A 22,539-nucleotide genomic window follows, 5' to 3' on the forward strand; every position below is an offset into this window, starting at 1 on the left:
CTGTCAGCGGGGACGGACGAGTTCGAAGCCGGTGGCGTTGGTCGCGGCGAAGCCGTCGAGGGGTGCGGTGAACATGTCGACCTGTTTGCGAGCCTGTTCGACGACCGGGGTCTCCGGGTCCAGCACCTCGAGGTAGACGCGATGGCACGACAGCGACTCGACCGCGGCCTCGACGAAACCGGTGACGTCGACGGCGTGAGTCCGGGTCGGGCTGTTCCAGAACAGCTGCGCGGGCGGGTCGGGCAGCTCGTCGTAGGCGTCGATCACCGCGGCGGCGAACTCCATGTGATCGCGCTGGTTCGGGAATCCGGGCGCCCACTCGGGGCCGCCGTACGTCGCCAGGATCAGATCGGGTGCGACGCGTTCGATCACTTCGGTGATCTTCGCGCGTAGCTCAGGCGAGTTGTGCAGGTCGCTGTCCGGGAATCCCCAGAATTCGACCTCGTTCACACCGACGACCGCGGCCGACGCGACCTGCTCGCCCTCGCGGAGCGGACCGGCCTCCGCTGCGGGCATCCCCTGGATGCCGACCTCGCCGCTGGTCGCGAGGCCGTACACCACGCGCTTCCCCTCCGACGTCCACCGCGCGACGGCGGCCGCCCTTCCGTATTCGGGGGCGTCGGGTGGCGTCCGAGGTTGATCGACGCTCGGTCGCGAACGAGGGCGGTGGACCAGTCCGTCGGGAACGGCGTGAGGCTCATGGTGGTCACGGTACGCGGGACGCGGGCCGGGCGTCGGATTCCCGACGCGCCCGTCACCCGATCAGCCCGCGCTGCCGCGCGGTGGCGACCACCTTGCTGCGGCTGGTGACGTCGAGCTTGTCGAAGATGTGGACGAGATGCGATTTGACGGTGGCCTCCGAGATGAAGAGGCGCTTGGCGATCTCGCGATTGGTCAGGCCGGCGTCGAGGAGGACGACCACCTCGAGTTCACGGGCGGTCAGTGACGGACGGGTATCGGTGACTCGGGTGAGGAGCTTGGCGGCTACCGCCGGGCCGAGCACGGTCTCGCCGGCGGCCGCGGACCGGATCGCGGCGATGAGAGTTTCGGGTGCGGCGTCCTTCAACAGGTAGCCGATGGCGCCGGCGCTGACGGCCCGCACGATGTCGGCGTCGGACTCGTAGGTGGTCAGGATGAGCACTCGCGGAGGATCGGCCAGAGCCCTGATGGCCTGCGTGGCATAGACGCCGTCGGCCTCGTGGGCCTCGGTGCCGTGCAGCCGGAGGTCCATGAGCACGACGTCGAGACGCTCGGCCTCAGCGCGGTCGATCGCCTCGGCGGCGGTGCCCGCCTCGGCGACGACGTCCAGATCGGGTGCGGTGCTGAGCACGGCGCGCAGTCCGGCGCGAACGATGGGGTGGTCGTCGACCAGCATGATGCGGATCATTTCGCCTCGTCCAGTCGAATGCGTGCGTGCACGACCGCCCCGTCGCCGGGCCGGGATTCGACGGTCACCGTACCTCCGGCCTCGGACATTCGACGTCGCATGGTGTGCAGGCCGCGTCCGGATCCGCTGTGCTCGTCGGCGTCGACCGCGCCGGGATCGAAACCGCGGCCGTCATCGGAGACGTCGAGGTAGATCTCGCCCGGCAGGTGAGTCAGGGTGATCACGGCGCGCCGGGCCTCGGCGTGCTTGGCGACGTTGGTCAGCGACTCCTGGGCGACCCGGAGCAGCGCGTGCCGAGCCTGCGCGGGCAGTTCCTGGGGTGTCCCGTGGACCTCGAAGACGGTCGGCAGTCCGGCCACCGACTGCTGCGCCGCGGCGCGCGACAGCGCGTCGGTGAGCCCATCGGGCTCGAGATCGGAACCGTGCAGACCGCGCAGGAAGCGTCGCGACTCGGCGAGCGCGGTCTGCGCGGTGTCGAGAGCGGTCTCGATCTGGAGGCCGCGCTGGTCTTCTGGCGTGTCCGGGCTGGTCGCGGCGCGCAGAAGCAGCACGATGCTGGCCAGCGCCTGACCGGTGCCGTCGTGGATCTCGTCGCCGAGACGCTCGCGTTCGGCGAGGGTTCCCGCCTCTCGTTCCTGTTGCGCGAGGCGCTCACGGGTGGCGATCAGGTCGCCGATCAGGTCATCGCGCTCGTCGACCATCCGCGACACCCGGCCGTACACCTCGGTGACCGCGGCCGCGGTGCAGATGCCGATGACCGGTCCGATGATCCCGCCGATGCCGATGTCGGGGGTGTGCAGGAGAGTCGCGGACACGGACGTCGCGGCGATGACGATCTCCGCGACGACCGACAGGGGGATCGTCAGGAAACGCCAGCAGAGCATCGCCAGCACGAAGGCGACCCAGACGAATCCGGGGGACAAGAGCACGAGCGCGACCCAGCCGGCGGTCAGGGCCAGCACCCAGCCTGCGCGGACGGACGGCTTCCGGCGCGTCACCGTGATCGCCCCGAACAGGTACCAACCGCCGACGACCACCGTGCCCACGACCACCGCGACGTCCCCGCCGACGGCGATCGGCGCCTGACCTGCCAGCGCCTGCCGCAGCCCGATCGCCAGCAGCGTCACGAACAGGACATGACCGCCCCATTCGGCGTAGCGATCGGTGCGATGGTCGGAGCTCACCGCTCCAGTATCACCGGTGTGGGCGTCGGCTCCCGCCGTCTACGACTTTCGATGGATACGACGTCATCGTCCGGCGGATGCCGAGATCCCGATCCGGTGCGATGCCCGGGCGTCGCGATTTCGGAAGGCTGGAGACATCGGCTCAGAGGAGGTAGCAGGTGTATCTGGGATTGCGTGAGATCCGTTCTGCGATCGGACGGTTCGCGCTGGTCGGCGGAGTGGTCGCGCTGATGGCGTGCATGGTCGTGAGCCTGTCGGCGTTGACCGAGGGGCTTCGACTGCAATCGGTGTCCGCGGTCGAGGGACTGCCGGGCAACGGACTCGTCGTGCAGGACGACGGCGGGACGCCCGCATTGCTGTCCGACAGCGAACTCGACGCGCAGACGGTGCAGGCCGTGCGCGCCTCGGACAGCGGCGCCCGCGAACTCGGCGTCGCGACCCTGCGCGCCGGAGCCGGTGACCGCAACACGACGGTGGCGGCATTCGGCAGCGAAGGCGCGGAGGGCGTCACGATGTCTCCGGACATCGGTGAGTCACTGGGCGCGTCCGTCGGCGACACCGTGCGCATCGGCGGTGTGCCGGTGCGGATCGACCGTATCGCCGACGTCGGACACTACGCCCACCAGCCGGTGGTCGACATGCCGCTCGAGCTGTGGCATGACGCCGCGGGGCGCGACACCGTCAACGCCGTGATCGCGAGCGGATCTCCGTCGGGCGTGGAGGGCACCCGGTGGGTGGAGCGATCCGGGACCGCGGCGCTCGTCCCCGGCTACTCGTCCGAGCATTCGTCCCTGCTGCTCATCCAGTTGCTTCTCCTGGTGATCTCCGCGGTCGTGGTCTGCGCGTTCTTCGCGGTGTGGACCGGTCAGCGAGCACCGGCCCTGGCCGTGGTGCGAGCGATGGGCGCGGGTCGCTGGTACCTGGTCCGCGACGGTCTGTCGCAGGCGGGCCTGGTACTGATCGGCGGTCTCGCGGTGGGAGCTTCGGTGGGGCTGGCGGTGGTCGCGCTGGCGAACGGGACGGTTCCGGTCGCGGTGGATCCGGCGGCGGTGGCCGTGGTTCTCGGCGCCATGGGTGTGTTGGGTCTGCTCGGCGTCGCACTGGCGCTGCGGCCCCTGGTGAAGGTCGACGCCCTCAGTGCGTTGAATCGATGAAAGGACGACGATGAGTCTCTCCATGAGCGATGTCCACCTGTCGTACACCGACGGAGACGGCTCCGCGGTGCGCGCGGTCGACGGCGTCAGCCTCGAGGTGCCGCGCGGCACGACGGTGGTGCTGACCGGTCCGTCCGGCTGCGGCAAGTCGAGCGTGCTCGCGGTGGCGGGCACCCTGATCCGACCGGACTCGGGCCGCGTCGAGATCGGCGGAATCCGCGTCGACGGCCTGAGCGTCGAAGAACTCGCCGCGGTCCGCCGCGAACACGTCGGGCTGGTGTTCCAGCACGACAATCTGGTCCCCGGACTCACAGCCGAGGAGCAGGTGCTTCTCGCGGTGCACGTCGGTGGGCGACGACCGTCGCGGCACCGCGGGCAGGCCAGGGAACTGCTCGCCGCGGTCGGCCTCGACGGCGCGTTCGGCAGGCTCCCCGGCCAGCTGTCGGGCGGAATGCGGCAGCGCGTGAACATCGCCCGGGCCCTCATCATGGAGCCCGACGTGCTGCTGATCGACGAGCCGACGTCGGCGCTCGACTCGCGGCGAGGCGCGGAGGTGATGGACCTGCTGCGCGAGGTCACGCGCGAACGCGAGGTCGCGTCGCTGCTCGTCACGCACGACCTCGGAACGGTGGGCGACGCCGACACCGTTCTGCACATGAAGGACGGTGCGCTGGTCGCCGAGGCCGCGGCCGTGTCCTGAGCACTCCGGCGCGAAACGACTGTGCCCCTCGGATCGTCGCGATCCGAGGGGCACAGTCGTCGTGGTGGCGTCGATCAGAGGTCGAGGCGTGCGTACTCGCGCAGCTTCGAGGTCTGGTGAACCGCTTCGATGGTGCGGATGGTGCCCGACTTGGACCGCATGACCAGCGACCGGGTGGTCGCGCCGTTGGGACGGTAGGTGACACCGCGCAGCATGTCGCCGTTGGTGACGCCGGTGGCGCAGAAGAAGGAGTTCTCGCCGCGGACCAGGATGTCGTTGGTGAGGACCATGTCGGGGTCCAGACCGGCGTCGATCGCCTTCTGGCGCTCAGCGTCGTCCTTCGGGGCCAGCTTGCCCTGGATCTCGCCGCCCATGCACTTCATGGCGACGGCGCTGATGATGCCCTCGGGGGTGCCGCCGATGCCCATCAGCATGTCGACGGTGCTGTAGTCGCCCGCCGCGGCGATCGCGCCCGCGACGTCGCCGTCGGAGATGAGGCGGATCTTGGCTCCGGCCTCGCGGATCTCCCGGATGAGGTCCGCGTGGCGCGGGCGGTCGAGGACGACGACGGTGAGATCGGCGACGTCGATGCCTTTGGCCGCGGCGACGGAGTTGATGTTCCACTCCACCGACTGCTCGATGTCGATCGCGCCCTTGGCGGCGGGGCCGACGGCGATCTTGTTCATGTAGAAGACCGCGGACGGGTCGTACATGGTGCCGCGCTCGGAGACCGCGATGACGGCGATCGAGTTCGGGCGGCCTTCGGCCATCAGGGTGGTGCCGTCGATGGGGTCGACGGCGACGTCGACCTCGGGGCCTTCGCCGTTACCGACGACCTCGCCGTTGTACAGCATCGGCGCTTCGTCCTTCTCGCCCTCGCCGATCACGACGGTGCCGCGCATCGAGACGGTCGACAGCAGCTCGCGCATCGCATCCACGGCTGCACCGTCGCCGGAGTTCTTGTCGCCGCGTCCGACCCAGCGTCCGGCGGCCAGCGCCGCGGCCTCGGTGACACGGACCAGCTCCATGGCCAGGTTGCGATCGGGGGCTTGCTTGGTCATGCGGACTCCACTTTCGTTGCGCACCTTTTATGAGGTCTTGGCCTCAATTCTTTCACGAGCACGGTCGGCGATTGGCTGGGGGCAGTACCCGACTGCGATAATCGAAGCCATGGCCGCCAAACCCCGGATCCTGCAAGACGGACGAGATCTCGTCTGGTCGCTCATTCCGCTGCTGCTGATCGCGCTGATCGTCGCGGGTGTGAGCGGCAGCTGCTCCTGGGGTTTCGGCAGCTCGGCGACGGATGAGAAGGTGCCGAGCTTCAACGTCGGTGCGGGCCTGCAGGCCGACGCCGACTCGATGCCGTTCCCGATCCGCGAGCCGCAGGTGCCGTCGGATTGGAAGGCGAATTCGGGGTCGACGCAGGAGATCGGCAGCTCGGTGTCCAGCAACGTCGGATGGATCACGCCGAGCGGCGTCTACATCCAGCTCACACAGACCGCCGCCACCGAGGAACAGCTGGTCCGCAAGGTGCTGGGCGACGACGCCACCGGTGAGGGCGTGCGCAGCATCGACGGTCAGAACTGGGTCATGTACACCGCGGACGACCACCGCAAGGCGTGGGTCGCCGACATGGGCGACGTGCGTGTCGCCGTCGTCAGCCGCGGCTCCGACGACGACATGTTGACGCTGGCGAAGGCGACGACGGACGCGCAGCCGCTGCCGTCGAAGGCTCATCCCTGACGGTCGGCAGGCGCGCGGGCCGACGGTTCAGTCGTCCTCGTCCTCATCGGAGTTGAGCGCGGCCTCGATCCGGGTACGCGCGCCTTCGAGGTGCTCGGTGCACCGTTTCGCCAGCGCCTCGCCCCGCTCCCACAGTGACAGCGAGGCGTCGAGCCCCAGGCCGCCGCGTTCGAGCGTGGTGACCACGTCGGCGAGCTCGTCGCGTGCCTGCTCGTAGTCGAGTTCGGCGACGGGGGTGAAGTCGGCCGGTTCGGTCACTGGTCGTTCTCCTCGGTGGTCGGGGTGATGGCTGCCGTCGCCGATCCGTCCGCGACGCGGATGCGGACTGCGGCTCCGACGGGGAGGTCGTCGACCGATCGCACGGCGTGCCGGTCGTCGCCGTCGGTCCGCTGCACCACGGCGTAACCGCGGGCGAGCGTCTGCGCAGGACCCAGAGTGGACAGCTGCGACGCGAGTCGCTGGGTCCGATGTTCCTCGACCGTCACCAGGTGACGCACGCTGCGCCGGATGTCGCGGACGGCGCCGTCGACCCGGTCGAGCCGATCGTCCACCATCCGCAGCGGATTCGCCAGAACCGGCCGCGCGCGCAGACCGTCGAGCACATGTTGTTCACGGTGCACCCAGTTCCGCAGGGCATGGGCGCTGCGCCTGCGGAGCTCGGCGATGCCGTCGAGCTCGGCGGCGACGTCCGGGACCACCTGCTTGGCGGCGTCGGTGGGTGTCGCCGCGCGCAGGTCGGCCACCAGGTCGAGCAGTGGGCTGTCCGGCTCGTGTCCGATCGCGCTCACCACCGGGGTCCGGCAGGCGGCGACGGCGCGCAGCAGCGTCTCGTCGGAGAAGGGGAGCAGGTCCTCCACGCTTCCGCCGCCGCGGGCGATGATGATCACCTGGACGTGTGGGTCGGCGTCGAGCGCCGCGAGCTGTTCGATGATCGACGGCACGGCGGTCGGCCCCTGCACGGGGGAGTCGCGGACGTCGAACTTCACCGCGTCCCACCGCGCGGCGGCGACGGCGAGCACGTCGCGCTGGGCGGCGCTCGCCCGCCCGGAGATCAGGCCGATGGTGTGCGGCAGGAACGGCAGCGGGCGTTTGCGCCGCGCGTCGAAGAGGCCTTCGGCGGCCAGCAGTCCCTTGACCCGCTCGATGCGGGCGAGCAGTTCACCGATGCCGACCGGGCGGATGTCGGTGATCCGCAACGACAGCGTGCCGCGTCCGGCGTAGAAGCTGGGCCGCCCGTAGACGACCACCCGGGTGCCCTCGGTGAGCGGCACCGGGCTGCGCTGCAGGAGTCCCGGGTCGCAGGTGACCGACATGGAGATGTCGGCGGCGGGGTCGCGCAGCGTGAGGAACGCGGTGCGGGTGCCGCGCCGCGCGTTGATCTGCGTGAGCTGGCCCTCCACCCACACCTGGCCGAGCCGGTGGATCCAGTCGGCGATCTTGAAGCTGAGAGTGCGGACCGGCCACGGACTCTCCGCGGAGTTCGCCTGATCAGGTGCCGTCATGGTCGACGGGCACCCGGATCTGCGACCGCCGCGACGACCGCTGTGGTCACGATCACTGGGCGGATTCGGACTTCTTCTGCTGGCTGGCGATGCGGTTGTCGAGCATCGTCACGAACGGGGTCCGGTTGCGGCCGGCCTTCTCGAACGCGAGCAGTTCGCCGAGCTCGTCGGTGCTCAGGGAACGCACCTTCGCGCGCAGCTGGGCGAGCGTCAGATTGGGGTAGTCGAGCGCTTCGACGGCCGCGGGCAGCGGCTCACCGGAGTCGTCGGCGTCGGCCGGCGCGGCGGTGGTGCCGGGCGCGACGTCGGCCGGAGCCGAGCTGTACAGCGCGAACCGGCCGGTGGCGACGGTGCCGTTCACCGGTGCCTCGCCGGCCGCCTCCGCAGGCTTCGTGACCTGCGACTTCTTCGCCGGCTTCGTGGCGACCGGCGCGATCCGAGCCGGCGCCTGCGGGATCGTTCCGGGCGCATCGGCGCGCAGCGGCTCACTGTCGACGGGGGCCTCGTCCTCGTCGAAGCGAGCCCACTCGGGCTGCTCCTCGGACTTGTCGCACAGCGGTGCCAGGAACTCGTCGCCCTTGATGGCGAGCTCGGCGATGTTCTGCTGCAGACGCATGCCCGCCTGCAGGGTGCGGCTCACGGCGCTCATCGGCAGAGTGATCACGCGCGTCGGCAGGCGACGGGTCTCCTCGAGGGTCACGACGACCAGACCGGCGGCCACGCGGGCGGGATACGGAGGACGGCTCATGTACTTACTGTCTCACAGCCGTACCCTGGAGCTCATGGCTGATAGTAAGCGCGTCCTTCTCGCGTCGCCCCGTGGTTATTGTGCAGGCGTCGATCGGGCCGTGGAGACTGTCGAGCGGACCCTCGACAAGCACGGTGCCCCGGTGTACGTCCGCAAGGAGATCGTGCACAACCGGCACGTGGTCGACACGCTGACCGAGCGGGGCGCGATCTTCGTCGACGAGACCGATGAGGTCCCCGAGGGCGCGATCGTGGTGTTCTCCGCCCACGGCGTCTCGCCGGAGGTCCATAAGACGGCCGCCGAGCGCAGCCTCAAGACCATCGACGCGACGTGCCCGCTGGTCACGAAGGTCCATCAGGAGGCCAAGCGCTTCGCCCGCGACGACTACGACATCGTGCTCATCGGTCACGAGGGCCACGAGGAGGTCGAGGGCACCGCGGGTGAGGCCCCCGAGCACATCCAGGTGGTCGACGGTCCCGACGCGGTCGACGACGTCCAGGTGCGCGACGAGTCGCGGGTGATCTGGCTGTCGCAGACCACCCTGTCGGTGGACGAGACCATGGAGACCGTCAGCCGCCTGCGCGAGCGGTTCCCGGACTTGAACGATCCGCCGTCGGATGACATCTGCTACGCCACCCAGAACCGTCAGGTGGCGGTCAAGGCGATGGCCCCGCAGTGCGAGCTGGTGATCGTCGTGGGCTCGCAGAACTCGTCGAACTCCCAGCGTCTGGTGGAGGTCGCGCTGCAGAACGGCGCCGAGGCGTCGTACCTGGTCGACTACGCCCGCGACATCGACCTGGCCTGGCTCGACGGCGTCAGCACGGTCGGCGTGACGTCCGGCGCGTCGGTGCCCGAGGTGCTGGTCCGCGGCGTCGTCGACCTGCTCGCCGAGCACGGCTACGGCGACGTGCAGACCGTCACCACCGCCGAGGAGACCCTGACGTTCGCCCTCCCGCGCGAACTCCGCCCGGCGCGCAACCCGCGCTGACCCGCGCATCCGCGTAATCCGCCGTCAGAAGCCGGCTTCAGAACCCGGCTTCTGACGGCGAACCACGCGGATACCTCAGTCGCGTCGTCGCTGGAGCGCGACCCCCGCCAGCACGACCGCCGCGGCACCGAGTCCGACGACGATCGCGCCGGTCCCGGAATCGGTTTGCGGGCGGTCCTCGGGCAGCGCCAGCGGTCGCGAGATGGGCTCGGGCGACGGATCGTCGTCGTCGGTGAGTGCGGCGACCGGGTCGACGACGCCGCTCCCGACGGCGCTGTCGTGCCCGCCGCCGTGCGCGGTCGTCACGATCCGGTCGATCACCTGCGTCGCGGTGAGCTGCGGGTACCGGGATCGGATGAGCGCTGCGAGCCCCGAGACGTACGGTGCCGCATAGCTGGTGCCCGCCAGCGGCGCGGTTCCCTCGACGGTGTTCAGCCCGCCCACCAGACGCGGGCCGCGCGGCCCCGGCGCCAGACCGACGACGTCGGTTCCCGGCGCCGCGACGCCGACCCACGGGCCGCGAAGGCTGAAATCGGCAGGCGTGCCATCGATTGCCTTCACCGCGCCGACGGTCAGCACGAGGGGCGCGAACCGTGCGGGTGTGACGAGCGTGCGGACCTGTGCCCACCCCCGGTCGGTCGACGCCGCGCCCGACGGATTCTGCTCGCGGCACGCGGTGGTCTCCGTGAGATTCCCGGCCGCCGCGACCACGACGACGTCGCGATCACGCGCGAACGCGAGTGCGGAACCGAGCACGCCGTCGTCCGGCGGACGCGCCGCATCGGTGCACGCGACTTCGGAGATGTTGATCACCCGGGCCCCGAGATCGACCGCGCGGACCACCGCTCGCGCGAGCGTCGCGATCGGTCCGTATCCGGCACCGACCACGGTGGCGTCTCGATCGGACCGTTTGGCGCCGTACGCGCCGCTGGACTGCCTGATCGAGATGATCGTCGACTCCGGCGCCACGCCGACGACGTCGTCGTCCGCCGACGGCTGTCCCGCGATGACCCCCGCGACCAGCGTTCCGTGGGCGTCGCAGTCCGACAGCCCGTCGCCGGTCCCGACGTAGTCGCCGCCCGCGACCACCCGCGGCAGTCGTGCATGGGGCGCGACACCGGTGTCGATCACGGCGACCCTGACTCCCGCACCGCGACTGAGGCGATGCGCGGCGCGCACATCGAGGAGGCGATGCCCGAGCGGTTCCTCGCGGCTCACGGCGTCCACGCCGACGGCGCAGTTCGCTCGTTGTTCGGTCTCCTCGAGCGGGGCGATGGGCGCGGCGGACACCGGCACCCGTACGACCACCGGCCTCGGCAGCGCGACGGCGGCACCGCAGCTCGACGCCGCGGTCACGGCCGCCGCCGCGACGACCGCCGCGGCCCGGACGATCACCTGGTCCGCACCGCCTGGTAGGCATCCAGCACCCACAGGAGCAGCGGGAACAGGGCGGCGAGCACCGTGTACTCGACGATCTCCGCCGTCCGGACCGCTGGCGGAGAGTATTCGCCACCGGCGACCGCGGTCCCGGCCACGAGCGCTCCGACCGCCGCCGAAACGATCGCCAGGAAGACCCAGACCGGGTCCGGGCCGCCCGGTCCGGGAATCGTCGCGAGCGCGGCGACGATCGCCGCGACACCCGACCCGGCGACCAGGATCGCCGATTGCAAGCGGTCGGCGTGTGTCCGCCCACGAGCGGAGAGCGCGATCAGCAGACACCCGCAGTACGCGAGCACGACCGCGGAGCCGTCGGCCCACGCGGCCAGAGCGACGACCGCCGCACCCGTCGAGAGGGTGGCGCCCGCGATCGCCCCGGTCAGCAGAGACGCGCTGACGGCCGCTCGCCGGGCGAGAGAGTCGAGGTCGCCGAGCGCCAGAGCGGCGATCGCGTCGATCGGATCACGACTGGTCAGATTGATCGCGTCCACGCCGTCGACGGTCCCCGGGTCGACGTCGTCCGGCGGCGGGGCGGTGTGCGGTACGGACGGCAGCGGCAGTCGGCCCGCGGCGATGGCCAGCCGCGGGGCGAGGAGCACCTCGCCGACCCCGACGATCGCCACCACTGCCGCGACCTCCGTCGCTGCCGGCGACCACACAGCGATCAGCACGCCCGCGACCGCGGCGGGAAGTGCGACGGCGATGATCGCCGCGTGCAGCGCCGCCGCCTCTCCGGTGCCGCGATACCCGACGACCGCGAAGCCGCCCGCGGCGATCGCCGCCAGTGCCAGTTGCGCGCCGGCCGGTGAGACGGTCAACGAGGCGGCGAGTGCGGCCGGCGCGGTCCCGGCGATGCTCAGGGCCGCCCCGGTGCGCGGGTCCAGGCGCAGCCGTTGCGCACCCAGTGCCGCAGCCGACGCGACGACCGCCGCGGCCACCGCGACAGCGAGCACCACCGGCCGGGCCCCGGACGCCGCGGCCCATCGTCCGGCGGGAACGGCGGCCAGCGCCGCGAGCACGAACATCAGATATCCGGTCCAGCGGGCGGCCTCCGCGGACCAGCCGACGCGGTCCCGCTGCAGTGCCGAGGCCACGCCGTCGGCCACGTCGTCGATCAGCATCGAGCCGCCGTCGGGCCGGTCGGCGCGGATCATGAGCAGATCGCCGTCCAGGACTCCGGCCTGCGCCAGGGTCTGCTCGGGGTGCAGCCGCTCGCCGCCCAGGCGGGTGAGCGTCCACTCGGTGGGCTCGACGCCGTCGTCGTCGACGGGCACTCGCAGCGCGGCGAGCAGCTCCGGAATCAGTGCCACGACGGGTATGTCGGCGGGCAGTCCGACGTCGAGTTGAGTGCTGCCGCCCAGAATCGATGTCCGGATCACGTCCGGCTCAGCGAACACGGTCATTCCGCAAACCTTCCCCCAAGGTTCCTGATACAACCTCATCCATCGCCCGCGAGGCGAGGATGGCGTCGAGGTAACCACGACAATGCCGTCACGGTCGGCGAAACGGGGAAATCGCCCATCGGTCCGCGGACGCGTCTACTGGAGCTGGGGGGCTCGAATGAACAGTGCGACAATCAGTTTCGCTCGGCGACCGCGAATCTCGGTGCCCGCTCCGTCGGACGGCGATGTGGAGCTGACGCCGCCACCGGAACTGTCGCGGGCGGTGCCGCCGAATCTACTGGTCCGTCTGCTGCCGGTGGTGATGGTGGTCGCCGTGGTCGGAATGGTCGCGATGATGATCGTGACGGGCGGCGCCGGTGCGCTGGCGAACCCGATGTTCCTGATGTTCCCGCTGATGATGGTGATGTCGATGGTCGGCATGCTCGCGTCGGGTGGTCGCGGTGGGCCCGAACGGACCGCAGAACTCAACGAGACGCGAAAGGACTACCTCCGCCACCTCGGCCAACTGCGCTCCGACGTGGCCGAGACCGCGGCGCTGCAACGGAAGTCGGCCGAATGGGTGCACCCGTCGCCGGACTCGCTGATCGGCCTGGTCGGCGGCCGCCGGATGTGGGAGCGCCGCTTCGGCGACGACGATTTCGGCCACGTGCGGGTCGGCCGGGGCGCACATCGGCTGGCGACCGCGCTGGTGCCGCCGGAGACGCCGCCGGGCGACGACCTGGAACCCGTCTCGGCGGCGGCGCTGCGCCGATTCTCGGCGGCTCATGCTGCGGTGGACGACTTGCCCACCGCGGTCTCGCTGCGTGGATTCCCCGCGATGAGTCTCCTGGGGGACCCGGCTCAGGTGCGCGCCCTGCTGCGCTCCATGCTGTGTTCGGCGGTTGTGCTGCACGGTCCGGATCACCTGCGAATCGCGGTCGTCGCCGACGACCCCCTTGCCGCGGAATGGGATTGGATCAAATGGCTGCCGCATGCCGGGCATCCGCAGCGCCGCGACGCGCTGGGACCGGTGCGGATGATCTATCCGACGCTTCCAGCGCTGACGGCCGACCTCGCCGACGACCTGGCGGCCCGGGCGGGATTCAGCCGCGCCGCGGAGTCGGTCGCGACTTCGCACTTGGTGATCGTCGTCGACACCGATCGGGTGGACGTCGACGACGAGCTGATCAGCGGTGTCGGACTCGACGGGGTGACCGTGGTGGGACTGGGCAGCGCGGCGAGTCCGTTGGCAGTCCACCGCGGACTGCAGCTGGTGGTGTCCGAAGGACGGGTCGCCGCGCAGACCGCGGCCGGCCTCGAGGAGTTCGCCGTCGTCGACCGACTCGCCCTGGCGGGCGCGGATGCGCTGGCGCGCAGGCTCGCCCGATTCCGGCCGGCGTCGATCGATGCGATGCTCGACGTGGACACGCCGTTCGTCGCGGGCGACCCCGGACTGCCCGCACTGCTGGGCAGATCGGACGCGGCGATGTTCGACCCGGTGAGCATGTGGCGGGGCCGGTCGGGCGTCGATCGGCTGCGCGTGCCGATCGGCTACACCCCCGACGGGGCGCCCGTGCACCTCGACCTCAAGGAGAGTGCGCACGGCGGCATGGGACCGCACGGGCTGTGTATCGGCGCCACGGGCAGCGGCAAGAGCGAGCTGCTGCGGACCCTGGTGCTGGCCTTGATCGCCACCCACTCGCCCGACGAGCTGAACCTGGTTCTCGTCGACTTCAAAGGCGGCGCAACGTTTCTCGGGTTGGAGAGCGCGCATCACACCGCGGCGGTGATCACCAACCTCGAGCAGGAGCTGGCGATGGTGGACCGGATGGGCGACGCGCTGTCCGGGGAACTGAACCGTCGCCAGGAACTGCTGCGGGCGGCGGGCAACTTCGCCAACGTCACCGACTACGAGCAAGCGCGACGGGCCGGTGCGCCGCTGGCCCCGCTGCCCGCGTTGTTCATCGTCGTCGACGAGTTCTCGGAGCTTCTCGCACAGAAGCCGGAGTTCGCCGACCTGTTCGTCGCGATCGGCAGGCTGGGGCGGTCGTTGCACATCCACCTGCTCCTGGCGTCGCAGCGATTGGAGGAGGGGCGGCTGCGCGGACTCGACAGTCACCTCTCCTATCGGATCGGGTTGAAGACCTTCTCCGCCAACGAATCCCGGACGGTACTCGGCGTCCCGGATGCCTATCACCTGCCGAGTTCGCCCGGCGCGGCATACCTCAAGTGCGATTCTTCGGCGCCCACCCGGTTCAACACCTGCTTCGTCTCCGACCGATATCGCCCACCGGCGACGATCGTCGATGCCGGGAGCCGGGGCGTCTCGGGGGTCCGACCGCTGCTGCGGTTCACCAACGCCGAGGTCCCGATCGTCGAGTCGGCCGGCGCCGACGCCGATGAGCAGGCCGACGAGGGACCGTCGTCGACGGTGCTGGAGACGATGGTCGGCGCGCTCGCCGGACACGGCTCGACACCGCACCAGGTGTGGCTGCCGCCGCTGGAGGGTGCCATCGCCCTCGACGCGATCGTCGGCTGCGACGAACCCGGGGCCGGTGGGCTGCGGATCCCGTACGGGGTGGTCGACCTGCCGTTCGAGCAGCGCCGCGACACCGCGTGGCTCCCCTGCCGTTCGAGCAGCGCCGCGACACCGCGTGGCTCGACGTGTCCGGCGCGGCCGGGCACGTCGCGGTGGTCGGCGGCCCGCAGTCGGGGAAGTCGACGACGCTCCGCACCCTGATCTGTGGTGCGGCGCTGACTCATGCGCCCGAGCAGGTGCAGTTCTACTGTCTGGACTTCGGCGGCGGCACGCTGTCGGCACTGGCCGGTCTGCCGCACGTCGGATCGGTGGCGACCAAGACTCAGCCAGACCGGATCCGTCGCACGCTGGCGGAGATCGAGTCGGTGCTCGCCACCAGGGAGACGCTCTTCGCCGACCGCGGCATCGAGTCGATGCGCGAGTACCGTGCGGCTCGGGCCCGCGGCGAGTACGCCGACGATCCGTACGGCGATCTCTTCCTGGTGATCGACGGAGTGGGTGTGCTGCGGGCCGAGTTCGAACTGCTCGAGGAGAAGGTGAACGCACTCGTCTCGACCGGGCTCTCGTACGGCGTCCACGTGGTGGTGACGGCCGCGCGATGGGGCGAGATCCGGCCGGCCATGAAGGACCTGATGGGCGGCCGCGTCGAACTGCGGCTCGGCGACGCGCTGGATTCGGAGATGAGTCGACGCGCCGCGGCAGGCGTGCCGGAGGGTCGGCCCGGTCGCGGCCTGACGGCTCAGGAGAAGCACCTGCTGGTCGCCCTGCCGCGTGTCGACGGGGTCGCCTCTGCGGCCGACGTGTCGGTCGGCACCACGCGGCTCGTCGACCACTGCGTCGAGATCTACGGCGATCGACGGGCGCCGGGCGTCCGAACCCTGGCGCGGGTGATCGGCCGGGACGAGCTGAGTTCGATTGCGGCCGAGCGCCGAACCGAGTTCGGGCCGGGGCGGGTCGCGCTGGGACTGTCGGAGACGGATTTGGGCCCGTGCGTGCTGGACTTCGATCTCCAGCCGCACCTGCTCGTGTTCGCCGACGTCGAATCCGGTAAGACCGAGACACTGCGGACGCTGGTGGAGGGCCTTGTCGCGGGAGGGGAGCCCGACGAGGTCAAGATCGTGCTCGTCGACTACCGCCGCGGACTGCTCGGCGTGGTGCCCGACGAGTATCGCGGCGGGTATGCGAGTTCCGAACGCACGGCGCAGCCGATGATGGCGCAGCTCGCTGAGTACTTCGCGGCCCGTCTGCCGGGCGACGACGTCACGCCGCAGGACCTGCACGACCGCTCGTGGTGGTCGGGCCCGACCGTGTATCTGGTGGTCGACGACTACGACCTGGTCGCGACGGCGTCGGGAAACCCGTTGCTGCCGTTGGTGGAACTGCTCGGTCACGGTCGCGACATCGGGTTCCGGATGATTCTGGCGCGACGTTCCGGAGGACTGGGGCGTGCCCTGTTCGACCCGGTGATCGCGGGCATGCGCGACCTCTCGTGCGACGTCTTCCTGATGAACGGGGACCCCGACGAGGGCTATGTGGTCGGCAGACACCGTCTGCAACGACTGCCGGCGGGCAGGGGAGAGCTGGTGTCGCGCAGCAGGACTCCGGAGATCGTGCAGGTGGCGGTCGGAGACCGCGAATGACGGCGCCGGTGCTGGACCTGGCGTACGGCACGGTGCGCGGACCGGGCGGCGCCGTCGACGTCCTGCCGATGCTGGAGGACATCGACTGCGCCGAACGGCGCGGCGTCGCCCGTCCCGGTCTCGGTGCGGTGGTCCGTCGAGCGACCGAGCGCGAGGCCGTGCTTGTTCCGACAGTCTGGGGCGACGTGCGCACGGCCGCGCTGGTCGGGGAGTTCGCGGCGATCGGCGCAGTGGTGCGCCCGATACCGCGGGCGGTCGCGATCGCGGCGTCGCACGCGGACGCCACGGTCAACCGATGCGCGGTGGTCGAGACGTGTCTGCTGCCCGCCACCGGCGGACATTGGAGCGTGCACGCGGTCAGCCGTGTCGACGGCCGCTGGCTGCTGGGGCGCGGCGCGGTCACGCAGCCCCGGCGGATTCCGGTGGATCCGAGCTGGGCGGCCCTGCTCGAGGACGCCGACGCGGTCTTCGTCGACGGGCCGGACCACGACTCGATTCGACGGGCGCAGCGCTGCATCGCGGAGTCGTTCGGCGTGCGGACCGTGGCCGTCGACCGCGCTGTCCTCGAGCGCCACGGCGGTCGTACCGGGTTGGCGACGGGTGCCGATCTGCTGGCGGGGCTATCGCGTCCGCCGCAGTCCAGGGCTCGGCGGACGGCGCGTGCGCCCGGCGTGGTCGCCGCGGTGCTGTTGATCGCGGTGGCTGTTGCGGCGGGATGGATGCACTGGCCGCGAGCGGCACCGCCGGACCGGCAGACCGTCCAGGTGGGGCGGGCGGAGCTCAGCGTGCCCGGTCGGTGGCATCGCAGTGACCTCACCGATTCCGGGAGCGGAACGCGGGCGGTGTTCGCGGCACCGGACGACGGTCGGCGGCTGATCGTCGTAGTGTCCCGATTACGGACGGGCTCGACGTCCGCGACGGTCGCGGAGAGTCTGCGGAACCGGATCGGTCAGCGTGGCGACGACGTGGTCGCCGGGTTCGCCGCCGACCTGAGTTACGCGGGCCGTCGTGTCATCGGCTACCGCGAGACGCCGGCGTCCGGTGCGCCGATCGCCTGGTACGTCACCGTCGACGCCGGTTCTCAGGTGAGTGTCGGGTGTCAGGGCGGGACGGGGGAGGACTCGGTCGAGGACGCCTGTCGTGCGGCGGTCGGATCGGTGCGGGTCGGGTGAGTGGCGGCCCGCACCGTCCTGCGCCGCTCACGCCAGATCGAACATCCAGCGGGGATTCTCGAGCAGTCCGCGCGGAAGATAGTCCGATTCGACTTCGATCCGCATCCCTTCGTACGAGGCCTTGGCCGTCAGTCCGAGAATCGGCAGGGACGCGAAGCCGACCGGGTCGGCCCGGCGTTCGGCAGTCGCGGACCAGTACGCCCTGTGGCTTTCGAGGGCCCTCTCGAGCTGGGTCGAGAACTCGTCCTGATCGCCGATGGCGGAGAGCATGCCGAATAGATCGAGCGCGAGCAGCGTCGACTCCTCGCGGGTGCTCATCGTCGGATGGTCGATCGATTCCAGTGCGGCACTGACGGACCCGGGCCAGTCGTGGTCGCCGGAGTCGAATCCGCGAAGGGCCTCGAACATCCGGCACCAGTAGTCGTCGAACTGTCCGTCCTCGGCCAGGTCGTCGAGGCGGAACTCGGCGAGCACGTTCTCGGCGACACTGTTGCGCGTGATCTGCGACCACCAGTACGCGTTGAGCCACGCCCGCAGGTGCGTGTACGACGTCGGACCGGTGGTCGGCAGATCGAGGACTCCGGACTCGTAGCCGACGGGTTCCACGGTTCCGGACGCGGTGCCCGCGAGCTGGAACAGCGCGGAGTTCAACTGCGCCGCCAGACGCGCCGTCCGACGCGTCTCGACGCGCTCCGCCTGTGGGTCGTCGACCAGTTGGAATTTCAGCGTCGTCTCCGCCATCGCCACGGCGAACTGCATCGACGATCCCGGATCGGTCTCGATCAGCTCAGGGATCACCGACAGTGTTCCCGTGCTCTCCTCGACCATTCGATCGATGTCCGTTCGGCCGCTGTCGTGCCGAGATACGACTCTCACCGTGTCGCCCTCCTGTCAGTGATGGGATTCAAGAAACCGTAGTCAGTACTGGAACACCTTCACGGTGAAGCCGCCCCATTCGCCCGTCTTGGTCAACACGGCCTGGACCATGCGGTAGTCGAGGGTGCCGTTGTTCAACGCCATCCCGATGCGGGTCGCCAGCGGAAAGTTCGTCTTCAACAGGTCTTGCAGCACGAGTTCCAGATAGCCCCTGGTGCCCTGCTGGTAGTCCTTGCTGTCCCAACCTCGGCGCTGTCCGAGTCCCGCACTCGGACCCTTCGCTTCGTTGATGACGATGCGTTCCGGGCCGCCGGCCTTGGGCTTGACGCTGTAGACCTGGTCGAACGTGCCCTGACCACCGCGTGCATTCGGATTCGTGAGCTCCCGGACGTCGTACTTGGACGACGGGAAGTCGCGGGCGATCGACTGACGTCCGGCGGCTTCGCCCAGCTCCTCGCCGTGGCGGGTCTGGCGTGCATAGGCGTCCCTCAGCTTGTCCGCCGTCGTATTCGAGATCTTCCCGCCGTTGGCGGTCTCGCGTGCCTCGTCGGCCTGGAATCGCTTCACGTCCGCGTTCGCATCCCGCCGCTTCTTCAGCGCCGAGGCCACCGACTGCGTGTCGCGCGGGCTGACGGGTGTCGGACGCTCGACCGACTTGTACTGTGCGGGCTCCACCGGACGGTTCGACGCCAGCTTGAACGTTCCCGGATTGCTCCGGTCCTCGTAGATCCTCGGGATCGGCTCGCCGTTGGCGTCACGCGCACCGGCATTGCGCCGGTACATCACACCGTTCGAGTCCTGGGCCCGATAGTACTTCTGGCGGTATGCCGCGTCCTGGACCTTCTCGTGCATGGGCGCATTGCGCTTCTCGACGTCGAGTTTCGGCGTCTGCGGGACTGCCGGAGTGCTCGGCCTGGGGTTCTGCTGATTCTGGGGCCGCTGCGGGTTCGGCTGACCCGGCTTCTCCATGCTCGGAACGTCCCGGACCTGGTCGCCCGAACCGCACTGCGCTGCCCGTGAGCGCAGAACTCCGGCCCGGGCCTTGAGTGCGCTGCGCTCGCCATCGAGCTGGTCGGCCTCCGCGTTGTACGCATTCACCGCACCGACGTCGCGGGTATTGACCGAGCCCTGGCGTGCATTGTGCGCGCTGATGCGGCTCGCGAGGCTGTTCGCGTCGCCGTTGTACGCCTGGATGTCGCTCTGCAAGGTGGTGCAATCGGCCGGCGCCGCCGAGGCCGGCGACCAGGCGATGACGCCCGACGTGAGGGCCAGTATCGCGGTCATCAAGACCGCGAGAACCGCTATGCGAACTGAGCGCATCAAATCTTCTCCCCAACTCGGCATCCGCCGACGAAGTTCCTGTGTGTGCTGAAAGCGCGCTGAACGTAGCACTGGGGAACTGCCCGGCTCGGGCCACTCGGACCGAGGGGGAAATGCCTATCTACCAGCCGATATGACGAATTCTCCGACTGGCGGCGAGGATGTCTCGACTCGCCGGGATTACGCCGCGTGAATGACGGCTCCCGCCGCGCACTCGGACATAGTTCATCCAGCGAATGGCCGGCACCGTCGTGCGGCGCTACACCTTCGTGCGGTAGGCGAAGCTGCCGACCTGGAGGTACGAGACCCGGTCGGCGAGCGGCGAGCTGACCCGGCCCAGCGCCCGGTAGACGTGTGCGTCCTTGCCGATGACCGACGACGCCCGTCCCTTCATCGTCACCCTGATCATCTTCTTCGCCGCCTTCTCCGGCGACATGGCGAAGGCCTTCGCGACGCCGACTGGGATGCCCATGCTCTCGGCGCTGCCGCGCACGATGTCGGTCCAGATGGTTCCCGGAATCACCGTTGTCGCCGTCACCGCCGGCGACAGTCGTCGAAGGTCCTGCGCCAAGCCGAACCCGAAGTAGGCGACGGCGGCCTTGGAGGCGCCGTACACGGCGGCGCCGGGCACCGGGACGATCGCCGACAGGCTGGAGGTCAGCATGATCCGGCCGCCGTCGGGACGCGCCAGGAGGTGGGGGAGGAAGGCCTGCGTCATCGCGACGGTGCCGCGGAAGTTGACGGTCATCAGCTGATCGATGCGCTCAGGCGTGACATCGAGGGTGGTCTCGACGGGCTGGGCGATGCCGGCGATGTTGAACAGCCCGTCGACCACGCCGTGTGCGTCGAGGACCTCCCGCGGGAAAGCAGCCACCGCGCGGCCGTCGGCGATGTCGAGCACGTGCGTCGTGAGTCGCGACGATGCCGAGTCGGCCGTCCGCTGCAGGCCGGCGGCGTTGATGTCGACGGCGGCAACGGTCGCGCCCTGCGCCACCAGCTCCAGCGCGACCTGCTTGCCGATCCCGTTGCCCGCGCCCGTCACGACGAATACCTTCCCGGCGACGGGCATCGCCGTCCGGGTGCTCCGCCTTCGTGAGATCACTGAGCAACCGTCGCCCGCAGCGCGACGACGACGTCGTCGGCGACCTTCAGCGCGCCCATCATCAGCGAGTACGGCTTCACGCCGAAGTCGGTCTGGGTCACCGTGGACTCGCCGGAGACGGTGGTGCCGTCGGCGGTCACCTCGACGGTGTGCGGCCGTGCGGTGCCGCAGACGGTCAGGCTTCCGGCGAGGCGGTAGCCGCCGTCGACCGCGGTGACCGTGTCCGCAGTGAAGACGATCTCGCCGAACTTCGACGACTTCAGCGATTTGAGCGCGTTGGTGCGAGCGACGAGCCGCTCGGGTGCGGTCATCGGCGTCAGACCGCCCTCACCGGAGCGCACCTGCATCGATTCGACGTCGACCCGCAGTGAGACGGCGACGGGCGTCTCGTCGTCGAACGTCACTTCGCCGTGCCAGTCGTCGAAACCGATCGTCAGAGCATGGCCGGTCCGGGCGGCGCGTCCGGCGACCCCGGTGCGGAGGGTGAGCTCGCCGTCGTCGGGACCGATCCCAATCACACGTGTCATGTGACCGACGATACGGTTCTCGAGGCCGCCGCGTTTTGACCGGGGCCACGGCCCCCGCGTAGCCTAGATCGCTGGTGCCCTGCGTCAACAGAGCTCCCGGGTCCCCACTGGTCGCCGGGAGAGTCCTCTGCAGAAGTGCCTGACCAGCAGTTAACGATCTAGTGAGGACTACTGTGCCTACCTACACCCCGAAGGCCGGTGACATCACCCACGAGTGGTACGTCATCGACGCCACCGACGTGGTGCTCGGCCGCCTCGCCGTTGCGAGCGCCAACCTGCTCCGCGGCAAGGGCAAGCCCACCTTCGCCCCGCATGTCGACGGCGGCGACTACGTCATCATCATCAACGCCGAGAAGGTCGCCGTCAGCGGCAACAAGCTGACCGACAAGCGTCTCTACCGCCACTCGGGTCACCCGGGCGGCCTGAAGTCCCAGAGCATCGGTGAGCTGCTGGCCACCAAGCCGGAGCGCGTCGTCGAGAGCGCCGTCAAGGGCATGCTCCCCAAGAACAAGCTGGGCAACGCCATCGCAGGCAAGCTCAAGGTCTACGCGGGCCCGAACCACCCGCACACCGCGCAGAAGCCGGTCAACTACGACATCAAGCAGGTGGCCCAGTGAGCAACGAGAACGTTAACGACGTCGACGTCGAGGTCATCGAAGAAGAGACCCTGAGCGAGGACGGCAGCTACACCACCGAGTCGGTCGAGGTCGTCGAGACCGAGGCCGTCACCCGCGGCCCGGTCGTGCTCGACCGCCCGATCCAGACCGTCGGCCGCCGCAAGGAGGCCGTCGTCCGCGTCCGCCTGGTTCCCGGCACCGGTGAGTTCACCCTCAACGGCCGCACCCTCGAGGACTACTTCCCGAACAAGGTGCACCAGCAGCTGATCAAGGCTCCGCTGGTCACCGTCGAGCGCACCGACGCCTTCGACATCCACGCTCGCCTGGTCGGCGGCGGCCCGTCGGGTCAGGCAGGCGCCCTGCGTCTGGCCATCGCCCGCGGCCTGATCGAGGTCAGCCCGGAGGACCGTCCGGCCCTCAAGAAGGCAGGCTTCCTGACCCGCGACGCGCGTGCTGTCGAGCGTAAGAAGTACGGCCTGAAGAAGGCCCGCAAGGCTTCGCAGTACAGCAAGCGCTGATCG

21 protein-coding genes and 1 pseudogene are annotated in these 22,539 nt (G+C 70.0%); 9 read left to right on the forward strand and 13 right to left on the reverse strand.

Features of this window, described 5'->3' with window-relative positions; translation table 11 throughout:
* Positions 1-3: 3 nt before the first annotated feature.
* From SCNU_RS02805 to SCNU_RS02815, 3 genes and pseudogenes are all read right to left on the reverse strand, one after another.
* Positions 4-701, reverse strand: a pseudogene (locus SCNU_RS02805) (PIG-L deacetylase family protein).
* Between the two features lie 53 nt (positions 702-754).
* Entirely contained in the window at positions 755-1,387 is a 633-nt protein-coding gene (locus SCNU_RS02810) for a response regulator (protein WP_009677837.1), read from the reverse strand.
* The gene (locus SCNU_RS02815) at positions 1,384-2,571 is read right to left on the reverse strand and encodes a sensor histidine kinase (protein WP_009677838.1); all 1,188 of its coding nucleotides are present in this window, start codon (positions 2,569-2,571) and stop codon (positions 1,384-1,386) included. The genes SCNU_RS02810 and SCNU_RS02815 overlap by 4 nt, the downstream gene beginning before the upstream one ends.
* 158 nt (positions 2,572-2,729) lie before the next feature.
* On the opposite strand from SCNU_RS02815, the gene SCNU_RS02820 reads away from it, so the two are divergent.
* Positions 2,730-3,725, forward strand: a complete 996-nt coding sequence (locus SCNU_RS02820; RefSeq protein WP_009677839.1) for an FtsX-like permease family protein — start codon at positions 2,730-2,732, stop codon at positions 3,723-3,725.
* Between the two features lie 22 nt (positions 3,726-3,747).
* Positions 3,748-4,425 (forward strand): ABC transporter ATP-binding protein, encoded by a 678-nt coding sequence (locus SCNU_RS02825; RefSeq protein ID WP_009677840.1) that lies wholly within the window; start codon positions 3,748-3,750, stop codon positions 4,423-4,425.
* A 74-nt stretch (positions 4,426-4,499) separates the two neighbouring features.
* Here SCNU_RS02825 and glpX read toward each other — a convergent pair whose 3' ends face one another.
* Positions 4,500-5,486 (reverse strand): class II fructose-bisphosphatase, encoded by a 987-nt coding sequence (gene glpX / locus SCNU_RS02830; protein WP_009677841.1) that lies wholly within the window; start codon positions 5,484-5,486, stop codon positions 4,500-4,502.
* Positions 5,487-5,595: 109 nt separating this feature from the next.
* On the opposite strand from glpX, the gene SCNU_RS02835 reads away from it, so the two are divergent.
* Positions 5,596-6,168 carry a DUF4245 domain-containing protein gene (locus tag SCNU_RS02835; RefSeq protein WP_009677842.1) on the forward strand — a complete coding sequence of 191 codons (573 nt, stop codon included), beginning with the start codon at positions 5,596-5,598 and terminating at the stop codon, positions 6,166-6,168.
* Between the two features lie 27 nt (positions 6,169-6,195).
* Here SCNU_RS02835 and SCNU_RS02840 read toward each other — a convergent pair whose 3' ends face one another.
* From SCNU_RS02840 to SCNU_RS02850, 3 genes are read right to left on the reverse strand one after another with little or no spacing between them, the layout of a single operon-like run.
* Positions 6,196-6,426, reverse strand: a complete 231-nt coding sequence (locus SCNU_RS02840) for an exodeoxyribonuclease VII small subunit (protein WP_009677843.1) — start codon at positions 6,424-6,426, stop codon at positions 6,196-6,198.
* Positions 6,423-7,670 (reverse strand): exodeoxyribonuclease VII large subunit, encoded by a 1,248-nt coding sequence (xseA, locus tag SCNU_RS02845; protein WP_009677844.1) that lies wholly within the window; start codon positions 7,668-7,670, stop codon positions 6,423-6,425. Before xseA ends, SCNU_RS02840 begins: the two co-directional genes overlap by 4 nt.
* A 52-nt stretch (positions 7,671-7,722) precedes the next feature.
* The gene (locus SCNU_RS02850; RefSeq protein WP_009677845.1) at positions 7,723-8,418 is read right to left on the reverse strand and encodes a lipid droplet-associated protein; all 696 of its coding nucleotides are present in this window, start codon (positions 8,416-8,418) and stop codon (positions 7,723-7,725) included.
* A 34-nt stretch (positions 8,419-8,452) separates the two neighbouring features.
* On the opposite strand from SCNU_RS02850, the gene SCNU_RS02855 reads away from it, so the two are divergent.
* The gene (locus tag SCNU_RS02855; protein ID WP_083812536.1) at positions 8,453-9,406 is read left to right on the forward strand and encodes a 4-hydroxy-3-methylbut-2-enyl diphosphate reductase; all 954 of its coding nucleotides are present in this window, start codon (positions 8,453-8,455) and stop codon (positions 9,404-9,406) included.
* Positions 9,407-9,481: 75 nt separating this feature from the next.
* Here SCNU_RS02855 and mycP read toward each other — a convergent pair whose 3' ends face one another.
* Positions 9,482-10,801 (reverse strand): type VII secretion-associated serine protease mycosin, encoded by a 1,320-nt coding sequence (gene mycP / locus SCNU_RS02860; RefSeq protein ID WP_009677847.1) that lies wholly within the window; start codon positions 10,799-10,801, stop codon positions 9,482-9,484.
* On the reverse strand, positions 10,798-12,246 hold the full coding sequence (eccD, locus tag SCNU_RS02865) for a type VII secretion integral membrane protein EccD (RefSeq protein ID WP_009677848.1): 1,449 nt from the start codon (positions 12,244-12,246) through the stop codon (positions 10,798-10,800). Before eccD ends, mycP begins: the two co-directional genes overlap by 4 nt.
* 157 nt (positions 12,247-12,403) lie before the next feature.
* On the opposite strand from eccD, the gene eccCa reads away from it, so the two are divergent.
* From eccCa to SCNU_RS02875, 3 genes are read left to right on the forward strand one after another with little or no spacing between them, the layout of a single operon-like run.
* The gene (gene eccCa, locus SCNU_RS21085) at positions 12,404-14,965 is read left to right on the forward strand and encodes a type VII secretion protein EccCa (protein ID WP_420795011.1); all 2,562 of its coding nucleotides are present in this window, start codon (positions 12,404-12,406) and stop codon (positions 14,963-14,965) included.
* Complete coding sequence (gene eccCb, locus SCNU_RS21090) at positions 14,851-16,404, forward strand: type VII secretion protein EccCb (RefSeq protein ID WP_420795015.1); 1,554 nt, start codon at positions 14,851-14,853, stop codon at positions 16,402-16,404. The genes eccCa and eccCb overlap by 115 nt, the downstream gene beginning before the upstream one ends.
* Complete coding sequence (locus SCNU_RS02875; RefSeq protein ID WP_040517480.1) at positions 16,401-17,576, forward strand: type VII secretion-associated protein; 1,176 nt, start codon at positions 16,401-16,403, stop codon at positions 17,574-17,576. Before eccCb ends, SCNU_RS02875 begins: the two co-directional genes overlap by 4 nt.
* A 27-nt stretch (positions 17,577-17,603) precedes the next feature.
* Here the strand turns inward: SCNU_RS02875 and SCNU_RS02880 are convergent, their stop codons facing one another.
* The 4 genes from SCNU_RS02880 to SCNU_RS02895 all read right to left on the reverse strand — a co-directional run bounded on the left by SCNU_RS02880 (position 17,604) and on the right by SCNU_RS02895 (position 21,401).
* Positions 17,604-18,452 carry an immunity 49 family protein gene (locus SCNU_RS02880; protein WP_040517481.1) on the reverse strand — a complete coding sequence of 283 codons (849 nt, stop codon included), beginning with the start codon at positions 18,450-18,452 and terminating at the stop codon, positions 17,604-17,606.
* Positions 18,453-18,494: 42 nt separating this feature from the next.
* On the reverse strand, positions 18,495-19,772 hold the full coding sequence (locus tag SCNU_RS02885) for a hypothetical protein (RefSeq protein ID WP_009677851.1): 1,278 nt from the start codon (positions 19,770-19,772) through the stop codon (positions 18,495-18,497).
* Positions 19,773-20,031: 259 nt separating this feature from the next.
* Positions 20,032-20,874 carry an SDR family NAD(P)-dependent oxidoreductase gene (locus SCNU_RS02890; protein WP_238526283.1) on the reverse strand — a complete coding sequence of 281 codons (843 nt, stop codon included), beginning with the start codon at positions 20,872-20,874 and terminating at the stop codon, positions 20,032-20,034.
* On the reverse strand, positions 20,871-21,401 hold the full coding sequence (locus SCNU_RS02895) for a YceI family protein (RefSeq protein ID WP_009677853.1): 531 nt from the start codon (positions 21,399-21,401) through the stop codon (positions 20,871-20,873). Before SCNU_RS02895 ends, SCNU_RS02890 begins: the two co-directional genes overlap by 4 nt.
* Before the next feature lie 173 nt (positions 21,402-21,574).
* Here SCNU_RS02895 and rplM point away from each other — a divergent pair, with 173 nt between their 5' ends.
* Both rplM and rpsI read left to right on the forward strand, forming a co-directional pair.
* Positions 21,575-22,018: a 50S ribosomal protein L13 gene (gene rplM / locus SCNU_RS02900; RefSeq protein ID WP_009677854.1), complete on the forward strand. Its 444-nt coding sequence runs from the start codon at positions 21,575-21,577 to the stop codon at positions 22,016-22,018.
* Positions 22,015-22,536: a 30S ribosomal protein S9 gene (gene rpsI / locus SCNU_RS02905; RefSeq protein WP_009677855.1), complete on the forward strand. Its 522-nt coding sequence runs from the start codon at positions 22,015-22,017 to the stop codon at positions 22,534-22,536. The genes rplM and rpsI overlap by 4 nt, the downstream gene beginning before the upstream one ends.
* Positions 22,537-22,539 lie beyond the last annotated feature (3 nt).

The organism is Gordonia neofelifaecis NRRL B-59395, assembly GCF_000192435.1.
Taxonomy (GTDB): domain Bacteria; phylum Actinomycetota; class Actinomycetes; order Mycobacteriales; family Mycobacteriaceae; genus Gordonia; species Gordonia neofelifaecis.